At 62.5% G+C, this 23,774-nt stretch carries 26 protein-coding genes and 1 tRNA gene; 10 read left to right on the forward strand and 17 right to left on the reverse strand.

The window, feature by feature from the left end; genetic code table 11:
• Window positions 1-137 precede the first annotated feature (137 nt).
• From LPA36_RS07305 to LPA36_RS07335, 7 genes are all read right to left on the reverse strand, one after another.
• Window positions 138-353 (reverse strand): DUF6900 domain-containing protein, encoded by a 216-nt coding sequence (locus LPA36_RS07305; protein ID WP_228875460.1) that lies wholly within the window; start codon window positions 351-353, stop codon window positions 138-140.
• Entirely contained in the window at window positions 350-616 is a 267-nt protein-coding gene (locus LPA36_RS07310; protein WP_228875461.1) for a hypothetical protein, read from the reverse strand. The genes LPA36_RS07305 and LPA36_RS07310 overlap by 4 nt, the downstream gene beginning before the upstream one ends.
• Window positions 617-879: 263 nt before the next feature.
• A tRNA-Ala gene (locus LPA36_RS07315) sits at window positions 880-955 on the reverse strand.
• 66 nt (window positions 956-1,021) lie between these two features.
• Window positions 1,022-1,315: a c-type cytochrome gene (locus LPA36_RS07320; protein WP_228875643.1), complete on the reverse strand. Its 294-nt coding sequence runs from the start codon at window positions 1,313-1,315 to the stop codon at window positions 1,022-1,024.
• An 80-nt stretch (window positions 1,316-1,395) separates the two neighbouring features.
• A complete protein-coding gene (locus LPA36_RS07325) occupies window positions 1,396-2,196 on the reverse strand; it encodes a BON domain-containing protein (protein ID WP_228875462.1) in 801 nt (266 codons plus the stop codon).
• 18 nt (window positions 2,197-2,214) lie between these two features.
• Entirely contained in the window at window positions 2,215-2,802 is a 588-nt protein-coding gene (locus tag LPA36_RS07330; protein WP_228875463.1) for a phosphoheptose isomerase, read from the reverse strand.
• A gap of 192 nt (window positions 2,803-2,994) precedes the next feature.
• Window positions 2,995-3,435, reverse strand: a complete 441-nt coding sequence (locus LPA36_RS07335) for a YraN family protein (protein WP_407674237.1) — start codon at window positions 3,433-3,435, stop codon at window positions 2,995-2,997.
• A gap of 37 nt (window positions 3,436-3,472) precedes the next feature.
• Between LPA36_RS07335 and rsmI the strand changes: the two genes are divergently transcribed.
• A complete protein-coding gene (gene rsmI / locus LPA36_RS07340) occupies window positions 3,473-4,345 on the forward strand; it encodes a 16S rRNA (cytidine(1402)-2'-O)-methyltransferase (protein ID WP_228875465.1) in 873 nt (290 codons plus the stop codon).
• 74 nt (window positions 4,346-4,419) lie between these two features.
• On the opposite strand, the gene LPA36_RS07345 is transcribed toward rsmI, so the two are convergent.
• Entirely contained in the window at window positions 4,420-5,028 is a 609-nt protein-coding gene (locus LPA36_RS07345; RefSeq protein ID WP_407674225.1) for a septal ring lytic transglycosylase RlpA family protein, read from the reverse strand.
• A gap of 625 nt (window positions 5,029-5,653) precedes the next feature.
• Between LPA36_RS07345 and LPA36_RS07350 the strand changes: the two genes are divergently transcribed.
• The 3 genes from LPA36_RS07350 to LPA36_RS07360 all read left to right on the forward strand — a co-directional run bounded on the left by LPA36_RS07350 (window position 5,654) and on the right by LPA36_RS07360 (window position 7,478).
• Window positions 5,654-6,298: an MBL fold metallo-hydrolase gene (locus LPA36_RS07350; RefSeq protein WP_228875644.1), complete on the forward strand. Its 645-nt coding sequence runs from the start codon at window positions 5,654-5,656 to the stop codon at window positions 6,296-6,298.
• A complete protein-coding gene (locus LPA36_RS07355) occupies window positions 6,295-6,921 on the forward strand; it encodes a 3'-5' exonuclease family protein (protein WP_228875467.1) in 627 nt (208 codons plus the stop codon). The genes LPA36_RS07350 and LPA36_RS07355 overlap by 4 nt, the downstream gene beginning before the upstream one ends.
• A 98-nt stretch (window positions 6,922-7,019) precedes the next feature.
• Window positions 7,020-7,478, forward strand: a complete 459-nt coding sequence (locus LPA36_RS07360) for an Lrp/AsnC family transcriptional regulator (RefSeq protein ID WP_008352298.1) — start codon at window positions 7,020-7,022, stop codon at window positions 7,476-7,478.
• Here LPA36_RS07360 and LPA36_RS07365 read toward each other — a convergent pair.
• The 3 genes from LPA36_RS07365 to LPA36_RS07375 form a co-directional block, all read right to left on the reverse strand.
• On the reverse strand, window positions 7,475-8,662 hold the full coding sequence (locus LPA36_RS07365) for a cation diffusion facilitator family transporter (protein WP_228875645.1): 1,188 nt from the start codon (window positions 8,660-8,662) through the stop codon (window positions 7,475-7,477). The genes LPA36_RS07360 and LPA36_RS07365 overlap by 4 nt on opposite strands.
• Before the next feature lie 268 nt (window positions 8,663-8,930).
• On the reverse strand, window positions 8,931-9,230 hold the full coding sequence (locus LPA36_RS07370) for an H-NS histone family protein (protein WP_090527228.1): 300 nt from the start codon (window positions 9,228-9,230) through the stop codon (window positions 8,931-8,933).
• Between the two features lie 391 nt (window positions 9,231-9,621).
• Window positions 9,622-10,284, reverse strand: a complete 663-nt coding sequence (locus LPA36_RS07375; protein WP_228875468.1) for a HugZ family pyridoxamine 5'-phosphate oxidase — start codon at window positions 10,282-10,284, stop codon at window positions 9,622-9,624.
• A gap of 180 nt (window positions 10,285-10,464) precedes the next feature.
• On the opposite strand from LPA36_RS07375, the gene LPA36_RS07380 reads away from it, so the two are divergent.
• Window positions 10,465-11,676, forward strand: coding sequence for an MFS transporter (locus LPA36_RS07380; protein WP_228875469.1), 1,212 nt, complete (start codon window positions 10,465-10,467; stop codon window positions 11,674-11,676).
• A 257-nt stretch (window positions 11,677-11,933) separates the two neighbouring features.
• Here LPA36_RS07380 and LPA36_RS07385 read toward each other — a convergent pair whose 3' ends face one another.
• A complete protein-coding gene (locus LPA36_RS07385) occupies window positions 11,934-13,079 on the reverse strand; it encodes a branched-chain amino acid ABC transporter substrate-binding protein (RefSeq protein WP_228875470.1) in 1,146 nt (381 codons plus the stop codon).
• 572 nt (window positions 13,080-13,651) lie between these two features.
• Between LPA36_RS07385 and LPA36_RS07390 the strand changes: the two genes are divergently transcribed.
• Window positions 13,652-14,350, forward strand: a complete 699-nt coding sequence (locus LPA36_RS07390) for a dienelactone hydrolase family protein (RefSeq protein ID WP_228875471.1) — start codon at window positions 13,652-13,654, stop codon at window positions 14,348-14,350.
• Between the two features lie 162 nt (window positions 14,351-14,512).
• Entirely contained in the window at window positions 14,513-16,036 is a 1,524-nt protein-coding gene (locus LPA36_RS07395) for an amidase (RefSeq protein WP_228875472.1), read from the forward strand.
• 10 nt (window positions 16,037-16,046) lie between these two features.
• Here LPA36_RS07395 and LPA36_RS07400 read toward each other — a convergent pair whose 3' ends face one another.
• The 3 genes from LPA36_RS07400 to LPA36_RS07410 form a co-directional block, all read right to left on the reverse strand.
• Window positions 16,047-17,465 (reverse strand): MFS transporter, encoded by a 1,419-nt coding sequence (locus tag LPA36_RS07400; RefSeq protein WP_228875473.1) that lies wholly within the window; start codon window positions 17,463-17,465, stop codon window positions 16,047-16,049.
• A gap of 242 nt (window positions 17,466-17,707) precedes the next feature.
• Entirely contained in the window at window positions 17,708-18,019 is a 312-nt protein-coding gene (locus LPA36_RS07405) for a high-potential iron-sulfur protein (RefSeq protein ID WP_228875474.1), read from the reverse strand.
• Window positions 18,020-18,231: 212 nt separating this feature from the next.
• Complete coding sequence (locus LPA36_RS07410; RefSeq protein WP_228875475.1) at window positions 18,232-19,338, reverse strand: NAD(P)/FAD-dependent oxidoreductase; 1,107 nt, start codon at window positions 19,336-19,338, stop codon at window positions 18,232-18,234.
• A gap of 41 nt (window positions 19,339-19,379) precedes the next feature.
• On the opposite strand from LPA36_RS07410, the gene LPA36_RS07415 reads away from it, so the two are divergent.
• Window positions 19,380-19,760, forward strand: a complete 381-nt coding sequence (locus LPA36_RS07415) for a hypothetical protein (protein WP_228875476.1) — start codon at window positions 19,380-19,382, stop codon at window positions 19,758-19,760.
• A gap of 229 nt (window positions 19,761-19,989) precedes the next feature.
• Here LPA36_RS07415 and LPA36_RS07420 read toward each other — a convergent pair whose 3' ends face one another.
• Window positions 19,990-20,976 carry an AAA family ATPase gene (locus LPA36_RS07420; RefSeq protein WP_228875477.1) on the reverse strand — a complete coding sequence of 329 codons (987 nt, stop codon included), beginning with the start codon at window positions 20,974-20,976 and terminating at the stop codon, window positions 19,990-19,992.
• A gap of 375 nt (window positions 20,977-21,351) precedes the next feature.
• On the opposite strand from LPA36_RS07420, the gene LPA36_RS07425 reads away from it, so the two are divergent.
• On the forward strand, window positions 21,352-21,852 hold the full coding sequence (locus LPA36_RS07425; protein WP_228875478.1) for a hypothetical protein: 501 nt from the start codon (window positions 21,352-21,354) through the stop codon (window positions 21,850-21,852).
• Between the two features lie 31 nt (window positions 21,853-21,883).
• The gene (locus LPA36_RS07430) at window positions 21,884-22,681 is read left to right on the forward strand and encodes an endonuclease/exonuclease/phosphatase family protein (RefSeq protein WP_228875479.1); all 798 of its coding nucleotides are present in this window, start codon (window positions 21,884-21,886) and stop codon (window positions 22,679-22,681) included.
• 28 nt (window positions 22,682-22,709) lie between these two features.
• Here the strand turns inward: LPA36_RS07430 and LPA36_RS07435 are convergent, their stop codons facing one another.
• On the reverse strand, window positions 22,710-23,681 hold the full coding sequence (locus LPA36_RS07435; protein WP_228875480.1) for an aldose 1-epimerase: 972 nt from the start codon (window positions 23,679-23,681) through the stop codon (window positions 22,710-22,712).
• Window positions 23,682-23,774 lie beyond the last annotated feature (93 nt).

Here is a 23,774-nt window from a genome sequence, read left to right on the forward strand (position 1 = left end):
CGGGTGCGTTGAACGCGTGGCTGGCGTGGGGCGCTTTTCCGGTTTGTTACGGGCCGGCCCTTTTCGAAGTGCCGGGCCGACGGCCCGAAACGCGTTTGCTGAAAAAGCGGCCCCGGTTACAGGCCGCCTGTTCGCTGCTAGTTGCAGCGCGCTTCGCCCGTCTCGCACATGGTCCGTGCGCCGACAAGCAACCCCGCGTCATAGGCGGCTTCAAGCGCGCGCGCGAGATTTTCGATACTGATCACGCGGAAATCCGCGGTTGGCTTGCCCGTTGCTTCCAGCGAAGAGATCCCCAGCGTTTCGCATGCGATCGACTGCAGGAGTTCCAGACGTTCGTCATTCACGGTGTTCATGACACATCCCTCCTGTTTCGCAGGATCTGGTTGACCAGACGTTGCGACGACGCGGCTTTACGCAAAGTGCATGGCGCGGTATCGACGGTTTCATGACCGGCCGCGGCCATGCGGCTTATCGCCGCAGGCGCGATGAGCGAAATCGTGAAGCCGGGGCTTGCGGTTACGGCGAGCCACGATGAATTCACTGCGCCCGCCGCTACAGCGCGGGCGCGGGGTGCCTGTTGCTGACAGGCCGGTTGATATTGCAGGCGGGTTTCCATGATATTTCTCTCGCAGAGAGATGTGTTTTCCTCTCTTTAACTGATTGAAGTCATTGCGTTTTTAAGGATAGAGGCTAGGGGCGGATGTAATGCGTGGTGCGCTGACGCAGTTTGAGGCTCTACTCTAATTTCTGGCGTGCGTGCGAATGTCGCAGGGACTATCTTGCAGGGGCTACCTTGATTCGGCGATGGAATGAAAAAACCCCGACAGCCATGGGCTGTCGGGGTTTTTTGTAATGCGGTGCTGATGAGGGAATTCTGTGTGGTGGAGCGGAGGAGGATCGAACTCCCGACCTTCGCATTGCGAACGCGACGCTCTCCCAGCTGAGCTACCGCCCCAACGACGCGTCGATTCTAGCATAAGGTTTTTTCGTTTTGCGGCGCCTTAACGACCCTTTCCCACCGTCATTTCGGCGAAGGCGCACCCGCCAGCACCCAGTCAACGACTGAGCGGATATCCGCATCGCTCATCGACGGATGGGAGGGCATCGGAATCGCACCCCAGACGCCGGAGCCGCCGTCTTTCACCTTCTTCACGAGTTTCGTGGCCGCCAGCGGATCACCCTTGTACCTGCCCGCGATCTGCTGGAACGACGGCCCGACGAGTTTGCGGTCGACAGCGTGACACCCCATGCACGCGTTCCCCTGCGCGACAGTCAAACCGCGCAGCGTCTCTGCCGCAAACGCCGATGCCGGCACGAAAAGCGATCCGGCAAAGCTGAAGCCCGCGCACGCGGCGATCACATTAAGCCGGCCGCGCACCGGACGATCAACCCGCTTCACGGCGTGGTTGCCTTCGGGTTACCCGGATGCACGGAGTTCGAGTTCGTCACGGGCGCCGGGGGCTGCGTGTCGAGCGGACGCGAACTGACCGACGAATCCGGCACCGCACCGACAGTCGGATCGTTGGCCGGCGCCTGCGCCGCGCCCGAACCGCTCGCTGCAGCCGCCGCTGCGGCAGTCGCCGCCGCGGCTTCCTGCGGCTGGATGTACTGGAATACCTTCACGACCTGCGTGACACCCGAAACACGGCTCGCGACGTCCGCGCCATGGTTGCCTTCGTCCACGGTAACAAGGCCCATCAGATAGATATTGCCCCGCTCGCAGACGACCTTATAGTTGTTCGCCGAGATGTCCTTCTCTGCGATCAGCGCGGTCTTCACACGGCCTTCCAGATACGTGTCGTTCGTGCGCGATGTGTACGAGCTTGCCGGTGCAACCGCGAGTTCGTTGATGATCGCGTTCACGTTGTTGATGTTGCGCACGACAGCTTCGGCCTTCTGCTTCGATGCGTCGTCCGGCACTTCACCGGTGATCAGCACGCGGCGATTGAACACGGTCACGTTGACATGCGACGAGTCCGGCACGTTGTCATTGATCTGCGAGAGCGCCTTCACCTGAATTTCGCGATCTTCAGTCTGCGCACCCAGCGTACGGCGATCCGTGGCCACCAGCGCGCCACCGCCCGCCGCGCCCGCCACGGCCAGGAAGCAGCCCTGCAGGGTCGCGGAAAGCCCCGCCGCGAAACCGACCACGAGGACAGTTCTCACCAGTGTTTTCTTGACGCGGAATGCGCTCATCAACCCGTTCCCCTTAAATTAGTCTTCGCCCAGCAACATGGCATCGATGCCGTCGCACAGACAATGGATAGTCAGCAAATGCACTTCCTGAACGCGTGCTGTTCTGTCGGACGGCACGCAGATATGAATGTCGGTATCGGACAGCGCTTCGTTCATGCGCCCGCCGCCTTTCCCGGTGAGCGCGACGACGATCATTTCGCGCTCGTGCGCATCGTCGATGGCAGCAAGCACGTTCGCCGAATTGCCCGACGTGGTGATCGCGAGCAGCACGTCGCCGGGCTGACCCAGCGCGCGGACCTGCTTCGAGAAAATCTGGTCGAACGAATAGTCGTTGGCGATCGCGGTAATCACCGACGAATCCGTACTCAGCGCGATTGCCGGCAAGCCCGGCCGCTCGCGTTCGAAACGGCCGATGAGTTCCGCCGCGAAGTGCTGGGCGTCCGCCGCCGAGCCGCCGTTGCCACACGCAAGAATGCGGTTGCCGTTGGCAAGCGCGGTGAACATCGTGTCGACTGCCGCGGCGATCGGCATCGACAGTGTTTCGAGTGCTTCGAGCTTGACCGCCGCGCTGTCGCGGAAGTGTTGTTGAATGCGTTCGACTGACATCGAGTCTCTATCTTGTACTGCAAATTTAGCCTGCATCGAGGCACGCATGGATGCGCATGTCACACGCTTCCGGCCACCTGTCCAGCACGTACGATGTGCACAACAATCACACGCACGACATCGCGCAAAACGATGCCGGCCCGCACGCGTTCGCAAGTTTAGCGTACTCAGGCGCGCGAACAGAACGTTCACTCACACTTCGTCGGCGCGAAACGCGTCGCGCAGCCACACGAGCCGCCCTGCCTCGAACGCAACCACGTCGAAACGGCACGCTGCAGTACCTGACGTGCGCGTTGCCAGATAGTGCTGCGCCGCGTGCACGATACGCCGCTTCTTTTGCCACCCCACGCTCGCCGCCGCGCCACCGTGGCGCCGCTGACTGCGCGCGCGAACCTCGACGAAAACCAGCGTGCCATCACGATCACGCATCACGAGATCGATCTCGCCGCCTCGACACAACACGTTGCGTGCAACGAAGCGCAGACGCTGACGCTGCAGGAAAGTGAGCGCGTGCGCTTCGAATGCCGCTCCGACGACGTTGGACCGCCCGTATCCCGAAAAGTTGTCCGCGGCGCGGGGCGCACCGGCCGGCTCGCGTGAGCGCCCGGGAATGTGCGGCGGCGCGTGGCACAATGTCGGCCTTGCTTCGTCTGTCTGTGTCTTCTGCTTCATGACTCCTCTCACCGAACTTGCGCAAGGGCAGCAATATCCTGCCGCCGCGCTGTATGTAGTCGCGACACCGATCGGCAACGTGGCCGACATCACGGTGCGCGCGCTGTACGTGCTGGGACTCGTGGACCGCATCGCCGCCGAAGACACGCGCAACACGGGTCAGCTTCTCGCGCGCTATGGCATCTCGAAGCCGCTCATCGCCTTGCATCAGCACAACGAGAGCGCCGCCGCACAACGCGTGATCGAGCATCTGCAGGCGGGCGAACGCGTAGCGTGCGTGTCGGACGCCGGCACGCCCGGCATTTCGGACCCCGGCGCAAAACTCGTCGACGCAGTTCGCGAAGCCGGCTATCCCGTCATTCCAGTGCCGGGCGCAAGCGCGCTCGCCACGGCACTCAGCGCCGCCGGCGACTGGGTCGCGACGTTTTCGTTTATCGGCTTTCTGCCGCCCAAGGCAAAGCAGCGCGCGACCGCGCTCGCCGAACTTGCCGCGCACCCTCACGCGCTGGTGTTCTATGAAGCGCCGCATCGCATCGTCGAAACAGTCGAAGCGCTCGTCGAGGCGTTCGGCGGAAACCGCCGGCTGCTCATCGCACGTGAGCTGACGAAGTTACATGAGTCGCTACACCGCTGCACCCTGGCCGAAGGGCCAACGTGGCTCGCGGCCGATCCGAACCGGCAACGTGGCGAGTTCGTAGTGGTGGTGGAAGGCGCACCGCGCGAAGCGTCGGGCGAGACCGATCACGATGCGCTGCTCGGCATCCTGATGGAAGAAATGTCGGTGAGCAGCGCGGCGAAAGTGGCGGCTGCGATCACTGGCGCGTCGCGCAACGCACTGTACACGCGCGCACTTGCGCTCAAGAAAGACTAAGGGCCGCACAGCGGCGGCCCTTCGGTGAAGCGTTCACCCGCTGACGTCCATTTCAGCGAGCCAGCGTGCCCAGATTACTTCTCCGTGCTGGAGGCATTCATGGCGAGCGTTTCGTCACCCAGCGCGGCGCGCGCTTCCTGCGGCGACAACCCTTCGATCGTCACGCGCGCGGTGCCGGCGTGCCGCATATCGAGCATCGACGCGGCAGCATACGACAGGTCGATCACACGGCTACGCACATAGGGACCGCGGTCGTTGATTCGCACCACGACCGACTTCGACGTCTCCGGATTCGTCACGCGCACATACGAACCGAGCGGCAGCGTCTTGTGAGCCGCCGTGAGCGCGTGCATGTCGTAACGCTCGCCATTGGCCGTCTTGCGACCATGGAAGAAGCGGCCATACCAGGACGCACGTCCGGTCTGGCGGAAATCTGAAACGTCGGGACCCTTGTCGCCGAGCGGATCGGCATCGGCAAGCGACTTGCCGTTATCGCCGGACCGGTTGGTGAAGGTCGTCGTCGTACCGAACGACTGCGGCGCGCCGTTGCTGGCCGTGCGCGCATCCTTCGTCGCCAGCGGCGTGCCGCTGGTCTGCGTGGCCGGACCAGGCGGCATCGCGCACCCGGTCATGACCAGAAAAGCAAAAAGACTCCCGATACGTCGAGGTAGTCGAGCATTCATAAGACGTGTATTCACATTGTCGAGCCGCATCTCGCGATAGCTGCGAGTTGCCTGCGACTCCGGCGGCAAGAGCAATGCAAAACGCTGCGCCTGTTTGCGCAGAGCTTCGAAAGCCCGGATGCGACACAATCTGCCGCTACCGCACGGTTAGTTTTCACGTCTGGCGCAACCTGTCCCCGGCAGCCTGACCAGACCCCACAAGCCGCCATCGAACGTGGCAAACACGTTCTTGCGCGCCACAAACGGCGGGCAGGAACGGCGGCGTAGGCCCCATCCAGCGTCACGGCAGCGAGGCCGTTGCAGGCGCGGTGCGCCTGGCTGGACAAGACGTGCGCATCGACCTCAGTCGATGCTTGATTTGCCGTCAAAACAGCACGGCACAAACTTGACGGCGATTAAAACACCCGCTCAAAAAAGGGTGACACATCGCCAGTTGACAGCACGGTTTCCGTGCACGATGGACCCATTATACCCAAAACACATCTGCCGCGCCCCGGACCACCTCAATCCGTCATTCATTTTCACTATGGATGCAAAAATGGGCATTGTCGATATGCCGTCTGGCCAGGCGGCGGAGGCTTCGAGCGGCCGGTACAATCGGGCTTTTGAGCGGCGTTGCGTCCTTATGAAAGTCACCCTGATTCCTGTCACCCCGTTCCAGCAGAACAGCTCCCTGCTTGTCTGCGAAGCGACCGGCCGCGCTGCCGTGGTCGATCCGGGCGGCGACCTCGACCTCATCCAGCGCGAAGTCGAGCGGCAGAACGTGACCGTTGAAAAGGTGCTGCTGACGCACGGCCACATCGATCACTGCGCCGGCGCAAAAACGCTGGCCGATCACTTCGGCGTGACGATCGAGGGCCCGCACGAAGATGAGCGTTTCTGGATCGATCAGCTGCCGGCCCAGAGCGCGCGCTTCGGTTTTCCCGCGGCGCAGGCGTTCGTGCCTGACCGCTGGTTGCTGGACGGCGAAGCAGTGCGCTTCGGCAATGAAACGCTTGAGGTTTATCACTGCCCGGGGCATACGCCCGGTCACGTGGTCTTCTTTAGCCGCGAACATCGGCTGGCGATCGTCGGCGACGTGCTGTTCGCAGGTTCGATCGGTCGCACCGATTTTCCGCGCGGAAACCACGGCGATCTGATCCGCGCGATCCGCGAAAAACTTTGGCCGCTTGGTGATGACGTGACATTTGTTCCCGGTCACGGGCCAACGTCGACATTTGGCGCCGAACGTCGCACGAATCCGTACGTCGCGGACGGAGCCAGCGCATGACCGTCGAAATCTATGTGAGCACCGATGTCGAAGCGGACGGCCCGATTCCCGGTCCGCACTCGATGTTGAGCTTCGCCTCGGCGGCCTACACCGCGGATAAAAAGCTGATCGCCACGTTTTCAGCGAACCTGGCGCTACTGGAAGGCGCAGCGCCGCATCCGGTGCAGGCCGCGTGGTGGCAAACGCAGCCGGATGCGTGGGCCGCATGCCGCAAGGATCTGCAGCAACCGGAAACGGCGCTGAATGCATACGTCGAGTGGGTTGAGGCGCTGCCTGGCAAACCGGTGTTTGTGGCAATGCCCGCCGGCTTCGATTTCACATTCATGTTCTGGTACATGATGCGCTTCACGGGCCGCTGTCCGTTCTCGTGGTCCGCGCTCGATATCAAGACGCTGGCGTTCGCGATGACAGGCCTGCCGTACCGCAAATGCATCAAGCCGCGCTTTCCGAAGCACTGGTTCGACGACCATCCGCACACCCATGTCGCGCTCGATGATGCAATCGAACAGGGCGCGCTTTTCTGCAACATGCTGGCAGAGTTGCGAGCGACGCAACAAGCGGCCGCGCAGGTCGCTGATAGGGACGCCTCAGGACAAAACGTCGCCGGCGAACCGGCAAATTAGGGAATTTCCCTCGACAATCGCGTTTTACATTGCGTTTCGTTTTCGCGACCTCTACCATTCAGATTCAGGAACATGGCGTCGCAAAAACGGAGGCGCAGTTGACACTCGATACGTTCTCGCAAAAAATCCTGCGCCTCTTGCAGCTTGACGCACGCCGTTCCGTGCAGGAAATCTCCGACCAGGTCGGGCTCTCGAGCACACCCTGCTGGCGGCGGATCAAGGACATGGAACAGTCCGGTGTGATCCAGCGTTACACGGCGCTCCTCGATCGCGAAAAACTCGGCCTCCACGTCTGCGCACTCGCGCATATCCATCTCACCCGTCATACCGAGGGCGGCGTCGAACAGTTCGAGCGAGAAATCGCGACCTGCCCCGAAGTGACCGAGTGCTACAGCACGACCGGCGAATCCGACTACATCCTTAAAATCGTCGCGCCCGATATCAAGGCTTACGACGCATTTCTGCACGACCGCATCTTCAAGATTCCCGCCGTCGCGCAGGTGCGTACGAGCGTCGTGTTGCGCGAAATCAAGTTCGATACGCAGTTGCCGCTTTAAACACGCGTCGGCGCTGAGGCTTCGACAGAAGTCAGCGCCCGCGCGACGCGCAGGCTGCGCGCACCCAGCTTCTGCTTCAGGTCCGTCAGATCGAGCGATTCAACGAGCGCAAAAGCTTCCGCGTCGTGCCCTGCGTCCGTAGCGGGTGGCAACGTCACTTCGACGTCGAGCCCCGTGCTGAGATAGTGGAGATTGATTGCCAGCGGCTTCATCTGATGCGCCGCGAATGCCGCTTCGATCTCGGACACAATCTGCGCACGCGGCGGAAGATTCACAGGCGGCCTTGCGAGCGCATCGTTTTCCGGGTCGACATGAATCAGCGCATCGAGCACACGGTGGTCCTTCAGCACCCTGATGCGCGCCGATTCCGCGATGTAGTGCCCTTCCGAAACCGAAATGCCCGGGTCCACCAGAATGTGCGCGTCGACAAGCGCGAAGTCGCCCATCTTGCGTGTACGCAGTTCGTGCACGTCGCGCACGCCAGGCGTCGCCATCAGGTGCGCGCGGACGTCGTCGGCGGATGCTTCGTCGAGCGCGCGGTCGGACAGATCCTGGAGCGCCTCCCAGCCGAACACCCAGCCCATGCGCGCCACCATGAAACCGACGATCGCCGCCGCGATCGGATCGAGTAGACGCACGCCCGCGAGGCTCCCGAGAATGCCGAGCGCGACGACAAGCGACGACGCCGCGTCAGAACGCGCGTGCCACGCATTGGCGACCAGCATCGCCGAACGCACGCGATGCGCTTCACGCAGCATGTAGCGAAAGAGGCTTTCCTTCGAGACGAGCACCACTGCCGCCACGACAAACGCGCTCATGTGAACGGCAGGAATATCGTCGAGATGGGCGAGACGCGTTCCGGCGCGCCACAACATGCCGACGCCTACGGCGATCAGCAGTCCGCCAAGAAAGAGCGACGCCACGGTTTCGTAACGGCTGTGACCGTAGTTGTGATCGGCGTCGGGTTTCGCGCCGCTATGCCGGTTCGCCAGCAGGACGACAAAGTCCGAAATGAGATCGGCAAGCGAATGCACGCCGTCCGCGACGAGCGCCTGCGAATGGGCAATCACACCAATCGCAATCTGGAGCGACATCAGCACGGCATTGAGCACGATACTGACGAACGTGCTCCGGCGTGCAACCTGATGCTTTTCCACAGAGGGATCGCCGACAGCAAGCGACATATGAAAGGAAAAAAGAATGTTGAACACGTTCATTTTACCGGGCATCGCATGACACGGAAGTTAATTATGAAAATTTCCCTTTCAAATCAGCTGGTTATAAAAACACGAAGCATTCGTATTCCGATCGAGAAGAAACGCCTGGCATGCGCCCACGCGTCAAAACGCGAGCAATAAAAAACCGCGCTCCCTGCGGTAGCGCGGTTTTCCAGAAGCGGCAAACGTTTAGCGTTTCGGACCCTGCATGGCAACGGGTCGAAACTCGAAATGCTTATCGTGCGATCAGAAACTTTTCGCGGTCCTTGCCTGCAATCCAGCGCGGCGGCTTGCCACGGCCAGACCACGTGCTGCCGCTATCCGGATCACGATATTTCGGCGCCACGCCAGCACGCGGGCGGCCAACCTTTGCAGCCTTTCCACGACCGCCGCCGAGTTCGGCCAGCGTAATGCCGTAGTCCGCCATCTTCTGCTTGATTTCGTTCAGCACTTCCGCATATTCACGCGACTTCGCTTCTTCGATCTGCTTTTCCAGCTTCTCTCGCTGAGCGAGTAGTTCCTTGTATGAAGACATAGATTCCCTTGTGGTTCGGTTAATCGGCGGCCGGTCTTTTGCCTGCTCGCTGTATGTTGATGTTGATGCCTCGGAATTTTGCTGGCGAGATTAACACAAAATAGAAACTGGAGAAAAGCCGTAGAAGAAAATTATTATCAGCCATTTCAAATTGCTTCACGCACCGCCTTCGCGTTCACAAATGTGGCATTTGCCCGCTTTTCATATTTCACTGACGAAGTTTGCGAGTCGTCTCATGAATAATGCGTTACTTCTCAAATCATGAAAATAAATCCGGATATTTAACCCGAACATTTCATTTCATGAGAACTTTCCTCAGCATCCAGATAATTAGCGATGCGAGTACTAACCTTCAAATCGCTTGTTTAGGTGTTTTCCCGAAACAAACGATTTAATCAGCGTGTCGTTCGATGCAATCCGCCAGCGCGTCATGCAAGCTTCCGGAATCCGTTTTCGGCGCATCGAACATAAAGCGGGTGCGATGCCCGCCGATTTTCAGGTCGGCGCCGTAACGGTCGATACCGGCCAGGTCGAGTTCGCCGCCACGTCGTGGATGACGATCGAAGAATTCGGTCAGTGCGGCTTCCTCGCTGGATGAGAGCGGATCGAGCGGATCGAGATCGGTCGCGTCGAGCCAGCCCATTGCGCCAAAGCCGCCGATATAGCGTATGCGCTCCAGCGACATCTGCCAGAACGCGAAATCGCCCAGCGCCAGATACTTGCCGGCGTCCGGGTGATAGCGCAGGTAGCGCCGCACGCGTTCCGGCGCAGGATCGACCGCCTCGAACGCGCCGAGCAGCGTGACGCGCGGGCTGTTCAGCACATCGTCTTCGGGTGCGTGGACGACGAGGAACCCGGCTCGCGGGTCGTGCTCCAGGTTCCGCGTGTGCTCCGCGAGACGGCTGACGAGGATCATCGGCCGGTGATGCGCATCGGGTGCAAACGGCAGCACGGTCGGATAGGGATACCCTTGAGGCTGGCGCGCGTGCGTGGCAAGCGTACCGACGGCGACCTGATGAAGCAGATGCAGCGGCGCGTGTGAGGGAATGTTCAAGCGGACGACCTCGGGAAGGAGCGTGAAAACCGCCGGTGGACCGAATCCGGATCACAACGTGTGCGGGCGGTTCGACGTAGAAGTAGATAGTAGTTCAGCGGATTCACACGTGGGTCCGCCCGCTTCGATAGAATCGTCATTTCGCTTTCAGCGCGCTTTCTCCTTTAGAACGGAAATTCCGTGTCAGACCGCCCTTCCACATTCGCCACGCCGCCCGCCGCTCACAGCAATCTGCCGGACGCCGCGCGCGAACGCGCACGCTATGCAACGATGGCGCTCTTCGTCGTCGCCGGCATGATGTACGGCTCGTGGGGTGTCCACGTGCCCACCGTGCGCGACCGTTTTCACCTGAATCCGGCGATGCTGTCGTTTGCGCTGCTGGCCGTCGCGGTCGGATCGATTGTCGCGATGGCGACCAACGCGAAATGGATTGCGCGCGTCGGCACGCGGCGGGCGTGTCTGACCGGTGGACTCGTGATGTCGTTTGCGGGCATGCTGATTCTGGTCGTGCCGATGTACTGGATGTTGCTGGCCGTACTGGCCGTGTTCGGCGCGGCGATGGCGACGCTCGACGTGGCCATGAACGCCGAAGCCAGCGCAGTCGAGGAAGCGCTCGCGCGACCCATTATGTCGTCGCTGCACGGCGTGTTCAGCGTGGGCGGGATGGCGGGCGCGGTGGCGGGTGGCGCGGTGCTCTCGTGGGGCATGGCGCCTGCCGTGCATCTGCTGCTCGCGGGCGGCCTGTGCGCGCTGGTGCTGGTGGTGGCGTGTCCCGCCGTGCTGCCGCACGTGCCGCATCACGAACGCGTGGATGCCGGCACGCCGCGCGTGAACCGCTGGCGCTCACCGGCATTGTGGGCACTCGGCGGCATCGCGCTCATTGCGCTCGTCGCCGAAGGCGCAATGTATGACTGGGCGACGGTCTACATGCGCGACGTCGTACTGTCGACGCCCGCTGTCTCGAGCGCGGCATACGCGGCGTTTTCGGGCGGTATGGCCGCGGCACGCTTCGCGGGCGACGCCGTGCGTGCCCGTTTCGGCGCGCCGCAGCTGATCATGGCGAGCGCGTCGCTCGCGTGCGCCGGCATGATCGGCGCACTGCTGCTGCCGTATCCGGTGGCCGCGCTGACCGGCTTCACGCTGATGGGCCTCGGGCTCGCGAACATGATGCCGGTGCTGTTCGCGGCGGCCGCGCGCGTGGAAGGTGTCCACGCGGCAGAAGGGCTCGCGCATGTGGCGGGACTCGCATACTTCGGCTTGCTGCTTGGCCCGGTCGTTATCGGCGGTGTGGCGCAGGTGACGAATCTGCCGCTCGGGCTTTCGGTGGTTGCGCTGTGCGCGGCGCTCGTCGCGATCACCGGCCCCAAGGTGCTGCGCTGGCTGAAAGTCTGAATGCCGGTGGCCAGGCCGGTAACCGGTGCGCGGCAATCCAGCGGCGCCAGTCGCAGGTCATCGACTGGATGCATTGATGCAGTGATCGCTACCGCGCGCTTTGATGGAGCCGCGAGAGGTCTTCCCGGTCGTTCCTTTTAGCTACGCAGCCCTTCACCGGTCCGCGCAAAACAAAAGGCACGCGAAACTTGCGCTTCGCGTGCCTTCAATGACTTCGCGTGAGACCAGGCAAGCCAGGTCCACATCGAACGCCGGTATTACATCTTGACTACGTCGAGCAGCGTCTTCTTGCCCGACTTGTAGTTGTACAGCGAGATCACGCCGTGCTTCAGGTCGCCCTTGGAGTCGAACGTGGTTTCACCGATCACACCCTTGTAGTCGGTGTTCGGCATTGCTGCCAGGATCTTCGCCGGATCCGTCGAGCCTGCACGCTTCATCGCGTCAACGATGATGTACACAGCGTCATACGTGAACGGAGCGTAGATCTGGATCGGCTGGCCGAAACGCTTTTGATACTTGGCGAGGAACGCCGGGCCTTCAGCCATCTTCTCGAGCGCCATACCGGCTTCCGAGCAGACGATGTTGTCCGTCGCGTCGCCGGCGAGGTCCGACAGCTTGTCGGTACACACGCCGTCACCTGCCAGCACCTTCGCGCGCAGGCCAAGCTGCTTGGCTTGCTTGGCGAACGGGCCGCCGGTTGCATCCATACCGCCGTACATGATCGCGTCCGGGTTTTCGCCCTTGATCTTCGTCAGAATCGCGCGGAAGTCGACAGCCTTGTCGTTCGTCGCGTCATGCGACATCACGTTCAGGCCGAGCGACTTGGCGGTCTTCTCGAATTCGTTTGCGAGACCCTGGCCGTAAGCGGTCGAGTCGTCGACGATCGCGACGCTCTTCACTTTCAGACCCTTGGCTGCGTAGTTAGCCAGCGCCGGACCTTGTTGTGCATCGGTCGCAACAACGCGGTACGTCGTCTTGAAACCTTGTTGCGTGTACGCCGGGTTCGTTGCCGACGGGGAGATCTGCACGATGCCTGCATCGCTGTAGATCTTCGATGCCGGAATCGACGTACCCGAGTTCAGGTGGCCCACCACTGCCACGACCTTGTCGTCGACCAGCTTCTGCGCAACCTGCGTAGCCGTACGCGGGTCAGCTGCGTCGTCTTGCGGGTCGAGTTCGAGGGTGACCTTCTGGCCGCCGATCGTCAGGCCCTTCGCGTTGATTTCTTCAACTGCGAGGCGCGCGCCGTTTTCGTTGTCCTTACCCAGGTGGGCGATACCGCCCGTCAGCGGTGCAACGTGACCGATCTTGACGACCGTGTCGGCTGCAGCCGATGTTGCCAACGTTGCGAACAGCATCGCCGCAGCGCTGATCGGCAACAGCTTTTGAATCTTGATGTTCATGTAAGTCTCCAGTTTCGGTCCCAAAAACAACGTAATCGCCCTGTGTTCCCCGCTTCCTGCACGTGTCTTCATCCCGTGGACGATCACGCCGGTTGCATCGTTCATGCACTTGGCCAGTACGTCAGCCGGTCTGTTTTTGACAGGCGGCTACCCGTACTTGCGCGCAAGTGTAGGCCATCAAATTAATTTGCGGGAATTTTTTGAGAAAGTGGGATCACTACTAATAGCGTTTATCCCACGGGTCTAAAACGGCAACTTCGCGGAGTCCCCGAAAACGTACAGCCCGTGCGGGTTCTGGCGATATGAGGGTTTGCTCTATAAAGAATTCGCTAAAGGTTGGCGGCGCCATTACCGTTAATGTTTCGAATGCGCGCGCACTGGCTCGATCACTGTGCAATTGCGACGAATTTCGCTGTTGCGACGCGGATCACGCCGCGCTGTTGCCACTTTCGCGCGCGCCCGGCAGAAGGCAGGACGCAGCGCGCCAGGTGCCGCTGCAACCGGCTGCGTTTGGTGGCACACTGACCGCCCGCTTTTGCCGCCATGGCTTCAACCCCTTCAAGGAGATCGACGTGAGCGTGACTTCCCAATGGATCGACATCGCTGCCGGCAATGACAGCTTTCAGGGCTATCTGGCGCTGCCGAAGCGCGGATCGGGGCCTGCCGTCATCATCATTCAGGAGATTTTTGGCGTGAACAGCCACATCCGGGCTGTCGCTGATCAGTATGCGCAGGACGGCTACGTCGCGCTTGCGCCGGACATCTTCTGGCGCACGCAGCCGCGTGTCGAGCTGACGTATACCGGCGCGGACCGCGACAAGGGCATCGAGATCCTGCAAAAGACCGACGTGAACCTCGCCGTCGCTGACATCGGGGCGAGCGCCGCGGCGTTGCGCGCGCTGCCTGAAGTGAAAGGCAAAATCGCAGCAATCGGCTACTGTTTCGGCGGCCGGCTCGCGTATCTCGCGGCCGCGCAGGGCACCATCGATGCCGGCGTCGCCTATTACGGCGGCGGCATCCAGAACCGCCTCGAAGAAGCATCGAAGATCAAGGTGCCGATGCAGTTTCATTACGCCGAACTCGATCACGGTATTCCGATCGATGCGGTAGGCCAGGTGAAAGAGCGCTTCGCCGGCCGTAACGACGTCGAATTCCATCTGTATCCGAACGCCGACCACGGCTTTAACTGCACAGACCGCGATTCATACAATCCACGCGCTGCAGCGCTCGCACACGGCCGCACGCTGACGTTCCTCGGCGAGCATCTGTAAGCCGTTTTCATTGCGTTAGTGACGTACGCGTGACCTGTATCTCGCGGGAACCGTCGGCGGCATGATTCGTCATACCGCTGACGGCACGCCCGCGTGCCACTATTCATATAGACGTCATTTCGACGCCATACACCTTACCTCTCACTCGCGGGGGCGCCGGCCGTGCAATCCGACTACCTGTCTCACGACGCCATCGGTCTCGCCGAACTGGTGCGCAAGCGCGAAGTCACCGCGCGCGAACTGGTGGACACCGCGATCTCCCGCGCCGAAGCAGTCAATCCCGCGATCAACGCGCTCGTGCTGAAGGATTACGACGCCGCGCGCCAGCGTGCGTCCGCGTCTGTCCCGGCCGATGCGATGAACGGCGCCGACGGTTCGGCCCATGCCAACGGTGAGGCGCGCGGCGCGCTCGCCGGCGTGCCCTATCTGATCAAGGATCTCGCGCCTGTCGCCGGACTGCGGATGTCGCTCGGCAGCCGCCACTACCGCTATTTCGTGCCCGCCGAAGACGCGCCGATCGTCACGCTGAGCCGTGCCGCGGGCCTCAACATCTTCGGCAAGACGAGCACATCCGAGATCGGCCAGATGCCCTACACCGAGCCCGAACTGTTCGGCCCGTGCCGCAACCCGTGGAGCCTCGATCACACGCCCGGCGGTTCGAGCGGCGGCGCGGCGGCCGCGGTCGCCGCGGGCATCGTGCCGATCGCACATGCGTCCGACGGCGGCGGCTCGATCCGCATTCCTGCGTCGTGTTGCGGGCTCTTCGGCCTCAAGCCCTCACGCGGAAGACAGCCGCCCGCGCCCGTGCAGATGCCGGGTGAACTCGGCGTCGATCACGTCGTGTCGCGCAGCGTGCGCGACAGCGCGTTGCTGCTCGATCTCACCGCAGGCAACGCCACATTGCCGCAGGGTGCGCCGGGCACCTTTCTCGGCGCCACGCGCGAGCCGTGCAAACCGCTTCACATTGCCTACGTCACCGACCCGATGCTCGCGCCGTCATTGTCGGCCGACGCGCGCGCCGCGCTCGAAGACGCCGCGCAGCTCGCCGCGTCGCTCGGTCACCATGTCGAACCGGTTTCGCTCGGGATCGATTTCGACGCTGTCCGTCATGCGTTTTTGACGATCTGGTCCGTGATCGCGGAAGAAGTCGTGCTCAATGCAGAGCGCACGACGGGACGCAAACCGCAACGCGGCGACTTCGAAATTGCTTCGTGGGCAATGGCGCATATCGGGCGCAAGCTCGGCGAGCGCGCGTTGCCCGCAGCGCTGGAAGAACAGCAGCGCATCACCGCGAAAATGGCCGATCTGTTGACGCGCTACGACGTGATCCTGTGCGCGACGCTCGCTGCGGCACCGATCAAGATCGGCGAAATGCTGCCGACTCAGATCGAACGGATGCAGATGCACGCGCTCACCACGATGCCCGTCGAAGCGCTGATGAAGAAGATGCTGGCCGAAGCGTCGAACAAGGCGTTTGCGTGGGCCGGCTGCACCGAGCTGTTCAATCTGACCGGGCAACCCGCGATGTCGGTGCCGCTCTACTGGAATGCGCGCGGGCTACCTGTCGGCGTGCAGTTCGCAACGCGCGACGGCGGCGAAGCAACGCTCTTTCGTCTTGCTGCGCAGCTCGAGGCGGCGCGTCCGTGGTTCGATCGTCGTCCGCCGCTGATGCAGGCGCGCGATTGACGGGCGTGGGTTAATGACGCTGCGTTCGCGCGCCGCGCGGCGGTCGGGTTTTCAGGCCGGCGATGCGCCGCGCGTCGAGGTCGGCGTGGCGCATGGCGGGAATACATGCCACCGCGATGATTGAGATCGCAAGACCGCCCATCACGTAGTACGTCGGCGCGAGCGGTGTGCCGGTCGTCTTGACAAGCCAGATCACGAAGAACTGTCCGAAGCCGCCGAACACCATCACCGCGATGTTGTACGCGAGCGATAAACCGGTCGAGCGCACGTTCGCCGGGAACAGCTCCGCGATCATCGCGCCGAACGGACCGAAGTAGCCCGACAGCACGACCGAAAGAATCGCCTGCACGAGAATCAGCTTCGCGATGCCCGGCTCCGCTTCGAGCCACGCGAATAGCGGATAGATGATCACGAGCGTGATGATCAGCGACCACAACGACAACCCCTTGCGTCCGATGCGATCGGAAAGCGCGCCAGCAACCGGACACAGCACGGTCAGCAGCAGATTGCCCACAATCAGCGCGCGGAACGAGTCAGCGTACGGCAGTTTCAGCTGCACGACGGCAAACGTCGGCAGATAGCTGATGAGCACATAGATCGTCACCGTCAACGCGATCACCGAGCCGAGTCCGCACAGGATTTCGCGGCTGTGGCTTTTGAAGACTTCGCCTAGCGTCGCGCGGCGCGCGGTCTGTTTTGCGTGCAAAAACGCTTCGGAATCGGCGAGATTGCGACGGATATAAAACCCGATCGGCCCGATCACGAGTCCGACGATGAACGGCACGCGCCAGCCCCACGATTTGAGTGCTTCAGGCGAAAGGCCGCGCGTCACCGCCGCGGCCACGATTGCGCCGAGCAGGAGCGCGGCGGCCTGGCTCGCCATCTGGAAGCTGCCGTAAAAGCCGCGCTTCGAAAACGGCGCGGCTTCGATGAGAAGCGCCGTCGAGCTACCGAATTCGCCACCTGCCGAGAAGCCCTGCAAAAGCCGGCCCACGACGATCATGATCGGCGCGCCGATGCCGATCGCCGAATAGGGTGGCGCAATCGCCAGCAGGAAAATGCCGAGCGTCATCAGCGCGATAACGAGTGAGAGTGCCGCCTTGCGACCCGCGCGATCCGCGTACAGACCCAGGACGATGCCGCCGACCGGCCGCATGACAAACGCGACGCCAAAGGTCGCGGTCGTGCGAAGCAGCGACGAATATTCGCTGTCAGCAGGAAAGAACAGTTCGGCGAGAACGACTGTGAGAAAGCCAAATACGACGAAGTCGTACCATTCGAGCGCATTGCCGATGACGGCCGCGATTACCGCGCGCGTGTTGAGGCTTTTCAACGCCTGTTTCGCTGCTTTTTTCGACGCGCTTTTCGACGCGCGTTTCCTCGCACCCTTCGGCGTTTGTCTCGACGCTTCTTTTGACGCGTGTGCCATCCGGATCTCCAGGCTGCGTAAGGTGTTCCGTCGTGCGTTGCTGCTGGCGGGTCTTGCCGCCGGCGAGCGCGTCCATCGCAAATGCCCTGCGAGTGTAAAGATCGTCCCTGGTGTTTTCAACTGGAAAAAAGCGCCGGTCGCGTTGCGCGACCGGCGCCTGCCGATCCTGCGAAACCGCTTCGCGGGTGCGACCCGGCTCTGTTTTTCAGCAAGATGCAGCAGCAGCGCGGCCTGCGAGACGCTCAGGCCTTCTTGTTATACGCGCTGCACCAGCCAGTTGCGGCCACCTGCTTGCCGGCGAACATGGGGCAACCGGCATACGGGTCGCTCGCCTTGCCCTGATAAAAGCTGCAGTTGCCGCAATCCTGGCCGGCTGCGTATTTGGTGAATTTCGCCTTGTCGACCTTGCTGGCGTCTGCCTTGTAGCCAAGCGCCTGCGCGGTCGGATCGCTTTCGCTGACTTTCGGAGCGTCGGCGAACGCCTGGCGGGAGAGGGCGAGCGACGACGCAACGCCGAGGCTCGTAATCAGAAACGTACGACGAGATGACTTCATGGGGGACTCACTCCATGTTATTGAACTAAACGCCGTTCTAACGACAGCGGTTCTCCAAGAATAACAATGAAGCGTGTCCATTTATCCAAATCTTGTGAATAAGCGAATTCGCAGCGGACACTTTAACCACGCACGCACGCCACGCCAGCGCGGTGTGGCGCCGTCTGAAGGCTATGCGTGCGTCTGCGGCATATCAGTGCCTTTCGGACTTTTCAGGCGCGCCCGGCCAGCTCGCAGGCGCGCTGTGCGATCGCAAGCGATGCCGTCAGTCCGGGCGACTCGATGCCAAACAGGTTGACGAGCCCGCGCACACCATGGGCCGCGGGCCCCTGGATCATGAAATCGGCGGCCGGCTCGCCGGGTCCGGAGAGCTTCGGACGAATGCCCGCATAGGCCGGCTGCAGCGCGCCATCCGGCAATTGCGGCCAGTACGCCCGAATTGCAGCGTAAAACGACTCCGCGCGACGCGGATCGACATCGTAGTTGATCGTATCGACCCATTCGACGTCCGGACCGAAACGCGCCTGGCCGCCCAGATCGATCGTCAGATGAACGCCGAGTCCGGCATCGTTCGGCATCGGGTAAATCAGCCGGCTGAACGGTGCGCGCCCGGAAATGCTGAAGTAGTTGCCGCGCGCCAGATAGAGCGGCGGCACGTGCCGCGCATCGAGGCCGCGGATACTGCATGCGAGCCGGTTTGCCTGCAGCCCCGCGCTGTTGATGACGCATGCGGCGCTGATCGTCGTCGGTGCGGCGCCGCCGACCTTGATGACGAAACGTCCGTTGTTCGCCTCGATGGCGTCGACCGGTGCGTGAAACGCGAACACCGCGCCGCTGCGTTCGGCGTCGCCCTGCAGCGCGAGCATCAGTTGATGGCTGTCGACGATGCCTGTCTGCGGCGAGAACACCGCTTCCACACATTCGAGCGCGGGTTCGAGCGCGCGCGCCTCGTCGCCACTGATGCGCACGAGATCGAACACGCCGTTTTCCTTGCCGCGCGCGAGAATGCTGTCGAGCTGCGGCACCTGGTTGCGCGCCGTCGCGACAAGCAGCTTGCCGCAGCGTTGATGCGGCACGCCATGCGTCTCACAATAGTCGTAGAGCATTTCACGGCCACGCACGCAGAGCGACGCCTTGAGCGAGCCGCGCGGGTAATAGAGGCCCGCATGAATCACTTCGCTGTTGCGCGAGCTTGTGCCGACACCGATGGCTTCAGCCGCTTCGAGCACGATCACTTCGCGTCCGCGCGCGGCCAGCGCGCGCGCCACGGCGAGGCCAATCACGCCTGCGCCGATCACTACACATTCGATTTGGTCCATGTCCCTTGACGCGACTTTTGCCCGCGCTACCTGATCGACCGATGAATTCCGAGAAACAGGATGCGGCCGGTTTGCGCGTCGCACCGCGCGTTGTCGAACGTATCTCCTGTACTGACCAAAATTGTACGTCGGCTTCAGAATGCAGAATGCCCGCGATCTTGTGGACGGCGGGCATTCAATTTGACCGGGCGCGCCTCATAGGTGCGCCGGGGACGGGGCAGAAACCCGATCAGACGCGCGATGTGGGCTCGCTGATCGTGGTGGCGCGCTGTGCTTCAGTCGTACCGGACGCATTGCCCGGCGCGGACGATGCGACAGGGCCGCCCGACGGCGCCGTCTCAACAATGGACGTACGCACGGGCGCGGCGACCGCGGCAGAAAACAGCAATGCAAAAGAACTGGTTCTCATGGTGGATTCCTGAAGTCGTTGAAGTGGTTTCGTCGATGCGGAAATGCACAGGCACTTCGGTCAGAAGATTCTAGAGGTCGACTATCAAAAAACCATACCGATTAAATGAATTGACTGTTTCTGCCAGAAGGATAATCCGCTCTCCGAAGCGCCGAAAAGCGCACGAATCCGGGTACCTGCAAGAAAAAAACCGCCCGAAGGCGGTTTTTTGCACAAAAAGAACGTAAACCCGCGGGAAAACGTCAGGTTTGACGAAATCCGATCGGTTTGCGACGGGCGCCTGAGTCAAGCCGGATATGCACGACGCCGATCTCATCGCGGCTGTCGAGGCGCGCCGCGCCGAAACCGTTGAGGATCGCCCGACGCATCTCGCGCGGCGAAGCGTGCGCAAGCGCGTCGAGCGTGGCCTCGCCGAGTTCGGCGGGGAACCGCTGGCCCCAGCCGTGCGCGGAGCGGATCTCGTGATAGATCGCCTGCGCGATCCGGCGCGCGCCATCGCGGTCGGGCGGCGGAATCTCGTACACGTTCATGCGGTTCAGGATCGGCTCGGGAATGCTGCGCGCGTCGTTGGCCGTCGCGATCCAGATCACGTGGGCGGCGTTGATCGGCACTTCGGCGAATTCGTCGATGAAAGTCTGCGCGGTGTCGTGCTCCAGCAGCGCATAGAGCGCGCCGAGCGGGTCGTATTGCGAGTCGCCCGTGGCCTTGTCGATTTCGTCGACGGCGATCACCGGGTTCGCGAATGTGCCGCGCACGAGCGCCTCGAACACCTTGCCCGGCTTCGCGTTCTTCCATTGCGACGACGCGCCCGACAGGATCCAGCCGGCCGTCAGCGAACTCATCGCGACGTAGTGATACGACGTGCCGAGCAGTCTCGACAGCTGCTTCGCAAAATGTGTCTTGCCGATGCCCGGCTCACCGAGCAGCAGTATGGGCATCAACTCCAGACGGTCTTCGGTTTCGAGACACAGCGCGACCTGCCGGCGCACGTCGTCGAGCGGTTCCGCGAAGTTGGGCAGCGCGCCGATCAGGTCGTCGATCGACGGCATCCGGTTCGGCTTCACGCAAAAGCGCAGGTTGCCGACCTTCAGCATCATTTCGTAGGTGGCGCGCAGCGCGTCGTTCGCGCCTTCGCTGAGATCGTTCAGCGCCGTCTCGACCCGGTCGAGGTCGTAGACCTGGCTGAACGACGCCACCGCGATTTCCTGTTTGACCATGGCTGTTGTCATCGCTCACCCCGTATTTGTGCGTATGTGCCTGGCTTTACCGCTGCGGCGACACCGGCATAACGTCGCCTGATTTTCAGTGTAGCGAGGCCATATTCGCTGGCAAGCGAGCAGCCGGGTGTGTTTGCTGCTAACAACGTGAGAGACCTCACAGGTGCGCCGGAAGCCGCGCCCAAAGCCATGCGCGAAACCAGGAACACCGCGTGCGGGAACGGTGGATCGGGGCCCGAACAGTTGAAGTGCGGCCGTTACGTCACCATCTGAAATAGTCCGTTGCTGAACCCGGCCCCGTATCCTGTGTCAGAAATTGATCGCCTGATCGGGCGTAAGATGGGCGCCTGCCCATCCCGCCGGAAGCAGCCTTCCCGGAGATTCTTCATGTGGAAAACCAGCGTCGTTGCCGTGATGTTCGGCACTGCGTCGTTCATGACCCAGGCGCAGGCGCAGCAGCGTCCCGCGCAGCAGTCGGTGCAGTGGCAGTTGCAGGTCGTGAGCGACGGCCAGCAGGTCGACGCGTTCGACGGCACGACCACCGTCGGCCAGGCGCGCACGGATACGCATCACCGCGTGGTGACGCATAACGTCGGCTGCAAGGATGCGCCCGGCGGCAGCATCGATCTTTCCCGCACGGTGACGGTTTCGCCGCTGCAGGCTTCGGCGACCGACGTGACGCTCGCGATCGAGTCGCAGGAAACCATCGAAGACCCCACTGCGCGCCAGACCGACACCGGCTGCAAGCTGCCGCCGCAGCCGCGTCAGGTTGCGGCGAGCCACCCGGGCCTCGCGGTGCCGAACGGCCAGTGGGTCACCTGGACCATCGTCGACAGGAACCCGACACTGGTCTACCGTATCAAGGCCAGCCTCGCGAACACCCCCTGACATTGACGAAAGAAGAAGTGGATAACGCGGCATGCGAAACCCCGAAGAACTGATACGCGACAGCGCCCATCCCAAGGACTTCATCGCGGTGAGCTGGAACCTGCACAAAGGTCGCTCGCCGCTTGGCCTTCAGGCCTGGCAGGCGATGCAACGCTGGGTCCAGTCGACCCACGCGGACGCCTATTTTCTGCAGGAAGCCATGGCGCGACGGATGCCGTCGCCGGTGCTCTCGTCGAATTTCGGCGCCCCGCTGGGCGAACCCGTCGACGATATCTGGCATTGCCAGGCAACCGAAATCGCGAGTTCGCTGCAACTGCAGATCGCGCTCGGCACCAATGTGTTCAAGCCTTCGTGGCGGCACGGCAATGCCATTCTGTCGCCGCATCCGCTTGATCTCGGCGGACGCTGGGACATTTCCGCTCACCGCTTCGAGCGGCGCGGCCTGCTGGTTGCGCGCGCAACGTTTGCCGGTCATTCGGTGACGCTGCTGTGCGCGCACCTCGCGCTCACACGCGCCGCCCGGCTACGTCAGATGAACTGGATCGCGCACTGGATCGCGAAGGAAGCGCCGACCGGCCCGCTCGTGCTCGCCGGCGATTTCAACGACTGGCGCAACGATTCCGTGCCGCTTTTCGCGGAACACGGGCTGCACGAAGTAGCGACGTTGCTTGGTGAGCCGGCGCGCACGTTCCCGGCGTTTTCGCCCGCACTCGCGCTCGACAAGATGTTCGTGCGCGACATGAAGCCGATCGAATGGATCCAGCCAGCGCAGGAAACCGCGTGGCTCTCGGATCATTTGCCTTATATGGCGCGGCTGCAGGTAGGTTAAGCCCCATAGTCCGCTAGCGGCACTCGCGTCAGTATCTCGCGGGTGTCCAGTGCAGCACGCCGGTGATCGTTTCGCCGGGTGCCAGCACAGCGCCGCCGACGTTCTCCCGCGCGTCAGCGGGCGAATTGAAGCAGTCGGTCGTGTTCGACACCGGCTCGACACACAGCAGCGCCTCGCTCGCGGGTGCGAACACCACCATCTGTCCGAACGTCGCGTCGGCGCTCAGCGTCACTTTCCGGCGCTCGTCCGTCCACGCGATCACCGCCTCGCGTTTCCAGCCCGTGAAATTGTTGTCGAGGTCGAAGGCGTCCGCAGGCATGCCGTGGCGCAGCGCCTCGACAGCGGGATGCGCACCGAGATGCGTGGGCAGCACATCCAGGTCGGCGTGCCACATGGCATCGACGGCTGCCGTCACGACCGTATCCGCGGTGCGCGGGTAATACGGATGGTGTCCCATGCCGAACGGCATCGGACGATCGGCCAGGTTGCGCGCGGTGAGCGTGACACGCAGCACGTCGCCGACCAGTTCGATCGTCTGCTGCGCCTGATACGCGAATGGCCAGTCGCCCGCAATCGCGGCGTCGGGCGTGTGTTCCAGATGCAGTTCCACGGAAGTCGCGCTTCGCGCGCCGACGCGCCATGCACGCCGCCACGCGTTGCCGTGCAGCGCATGCGCGAACGCGTTGCCGTCGCCCGAGAGATCGATCGACTGACCGTCGAAATCGAAGCGCGCGTCGCGAATACGGTTGCAATACGGAAAGAGCGGAAAGCTCGCCATCTGCAGCGGGTTGCGCGCGTCGAGCGCGGCGCGGGTCGCCGGGCGCAACCAGTGAACCGGGCCCGCCTCGGTCGCTTCGAAGTACGCCGCGATCGAGCCGCCGATCTGCGGCGCCACGCGCAGTTCCGTATTGCCGCTGCGAAGCGCGACGAGCGACGGGTCGTCGAGCGCCGCGTCGCCGGATGCGACGGCGGAAGAGGAATTCAGGGAAGCATCGCGCATGGTTGGTCCCGAAAGACGGCAGACGCCTCTCGTTGTCTACTGTTACGTGCCTCGCGACAGGCGCGGCCGGCGCGCCCCACAGGCTCGCGCGAC

Source organism: Paraburkholderia saeva, assembly GCF_907164555.1.
Lineage (GTDB): Bacteria > Pseudomonadota > Gammaproteobacteria > Burkholderiales > Burkholderiaceae > Paraburkholderia > Paraburkholderia saeva.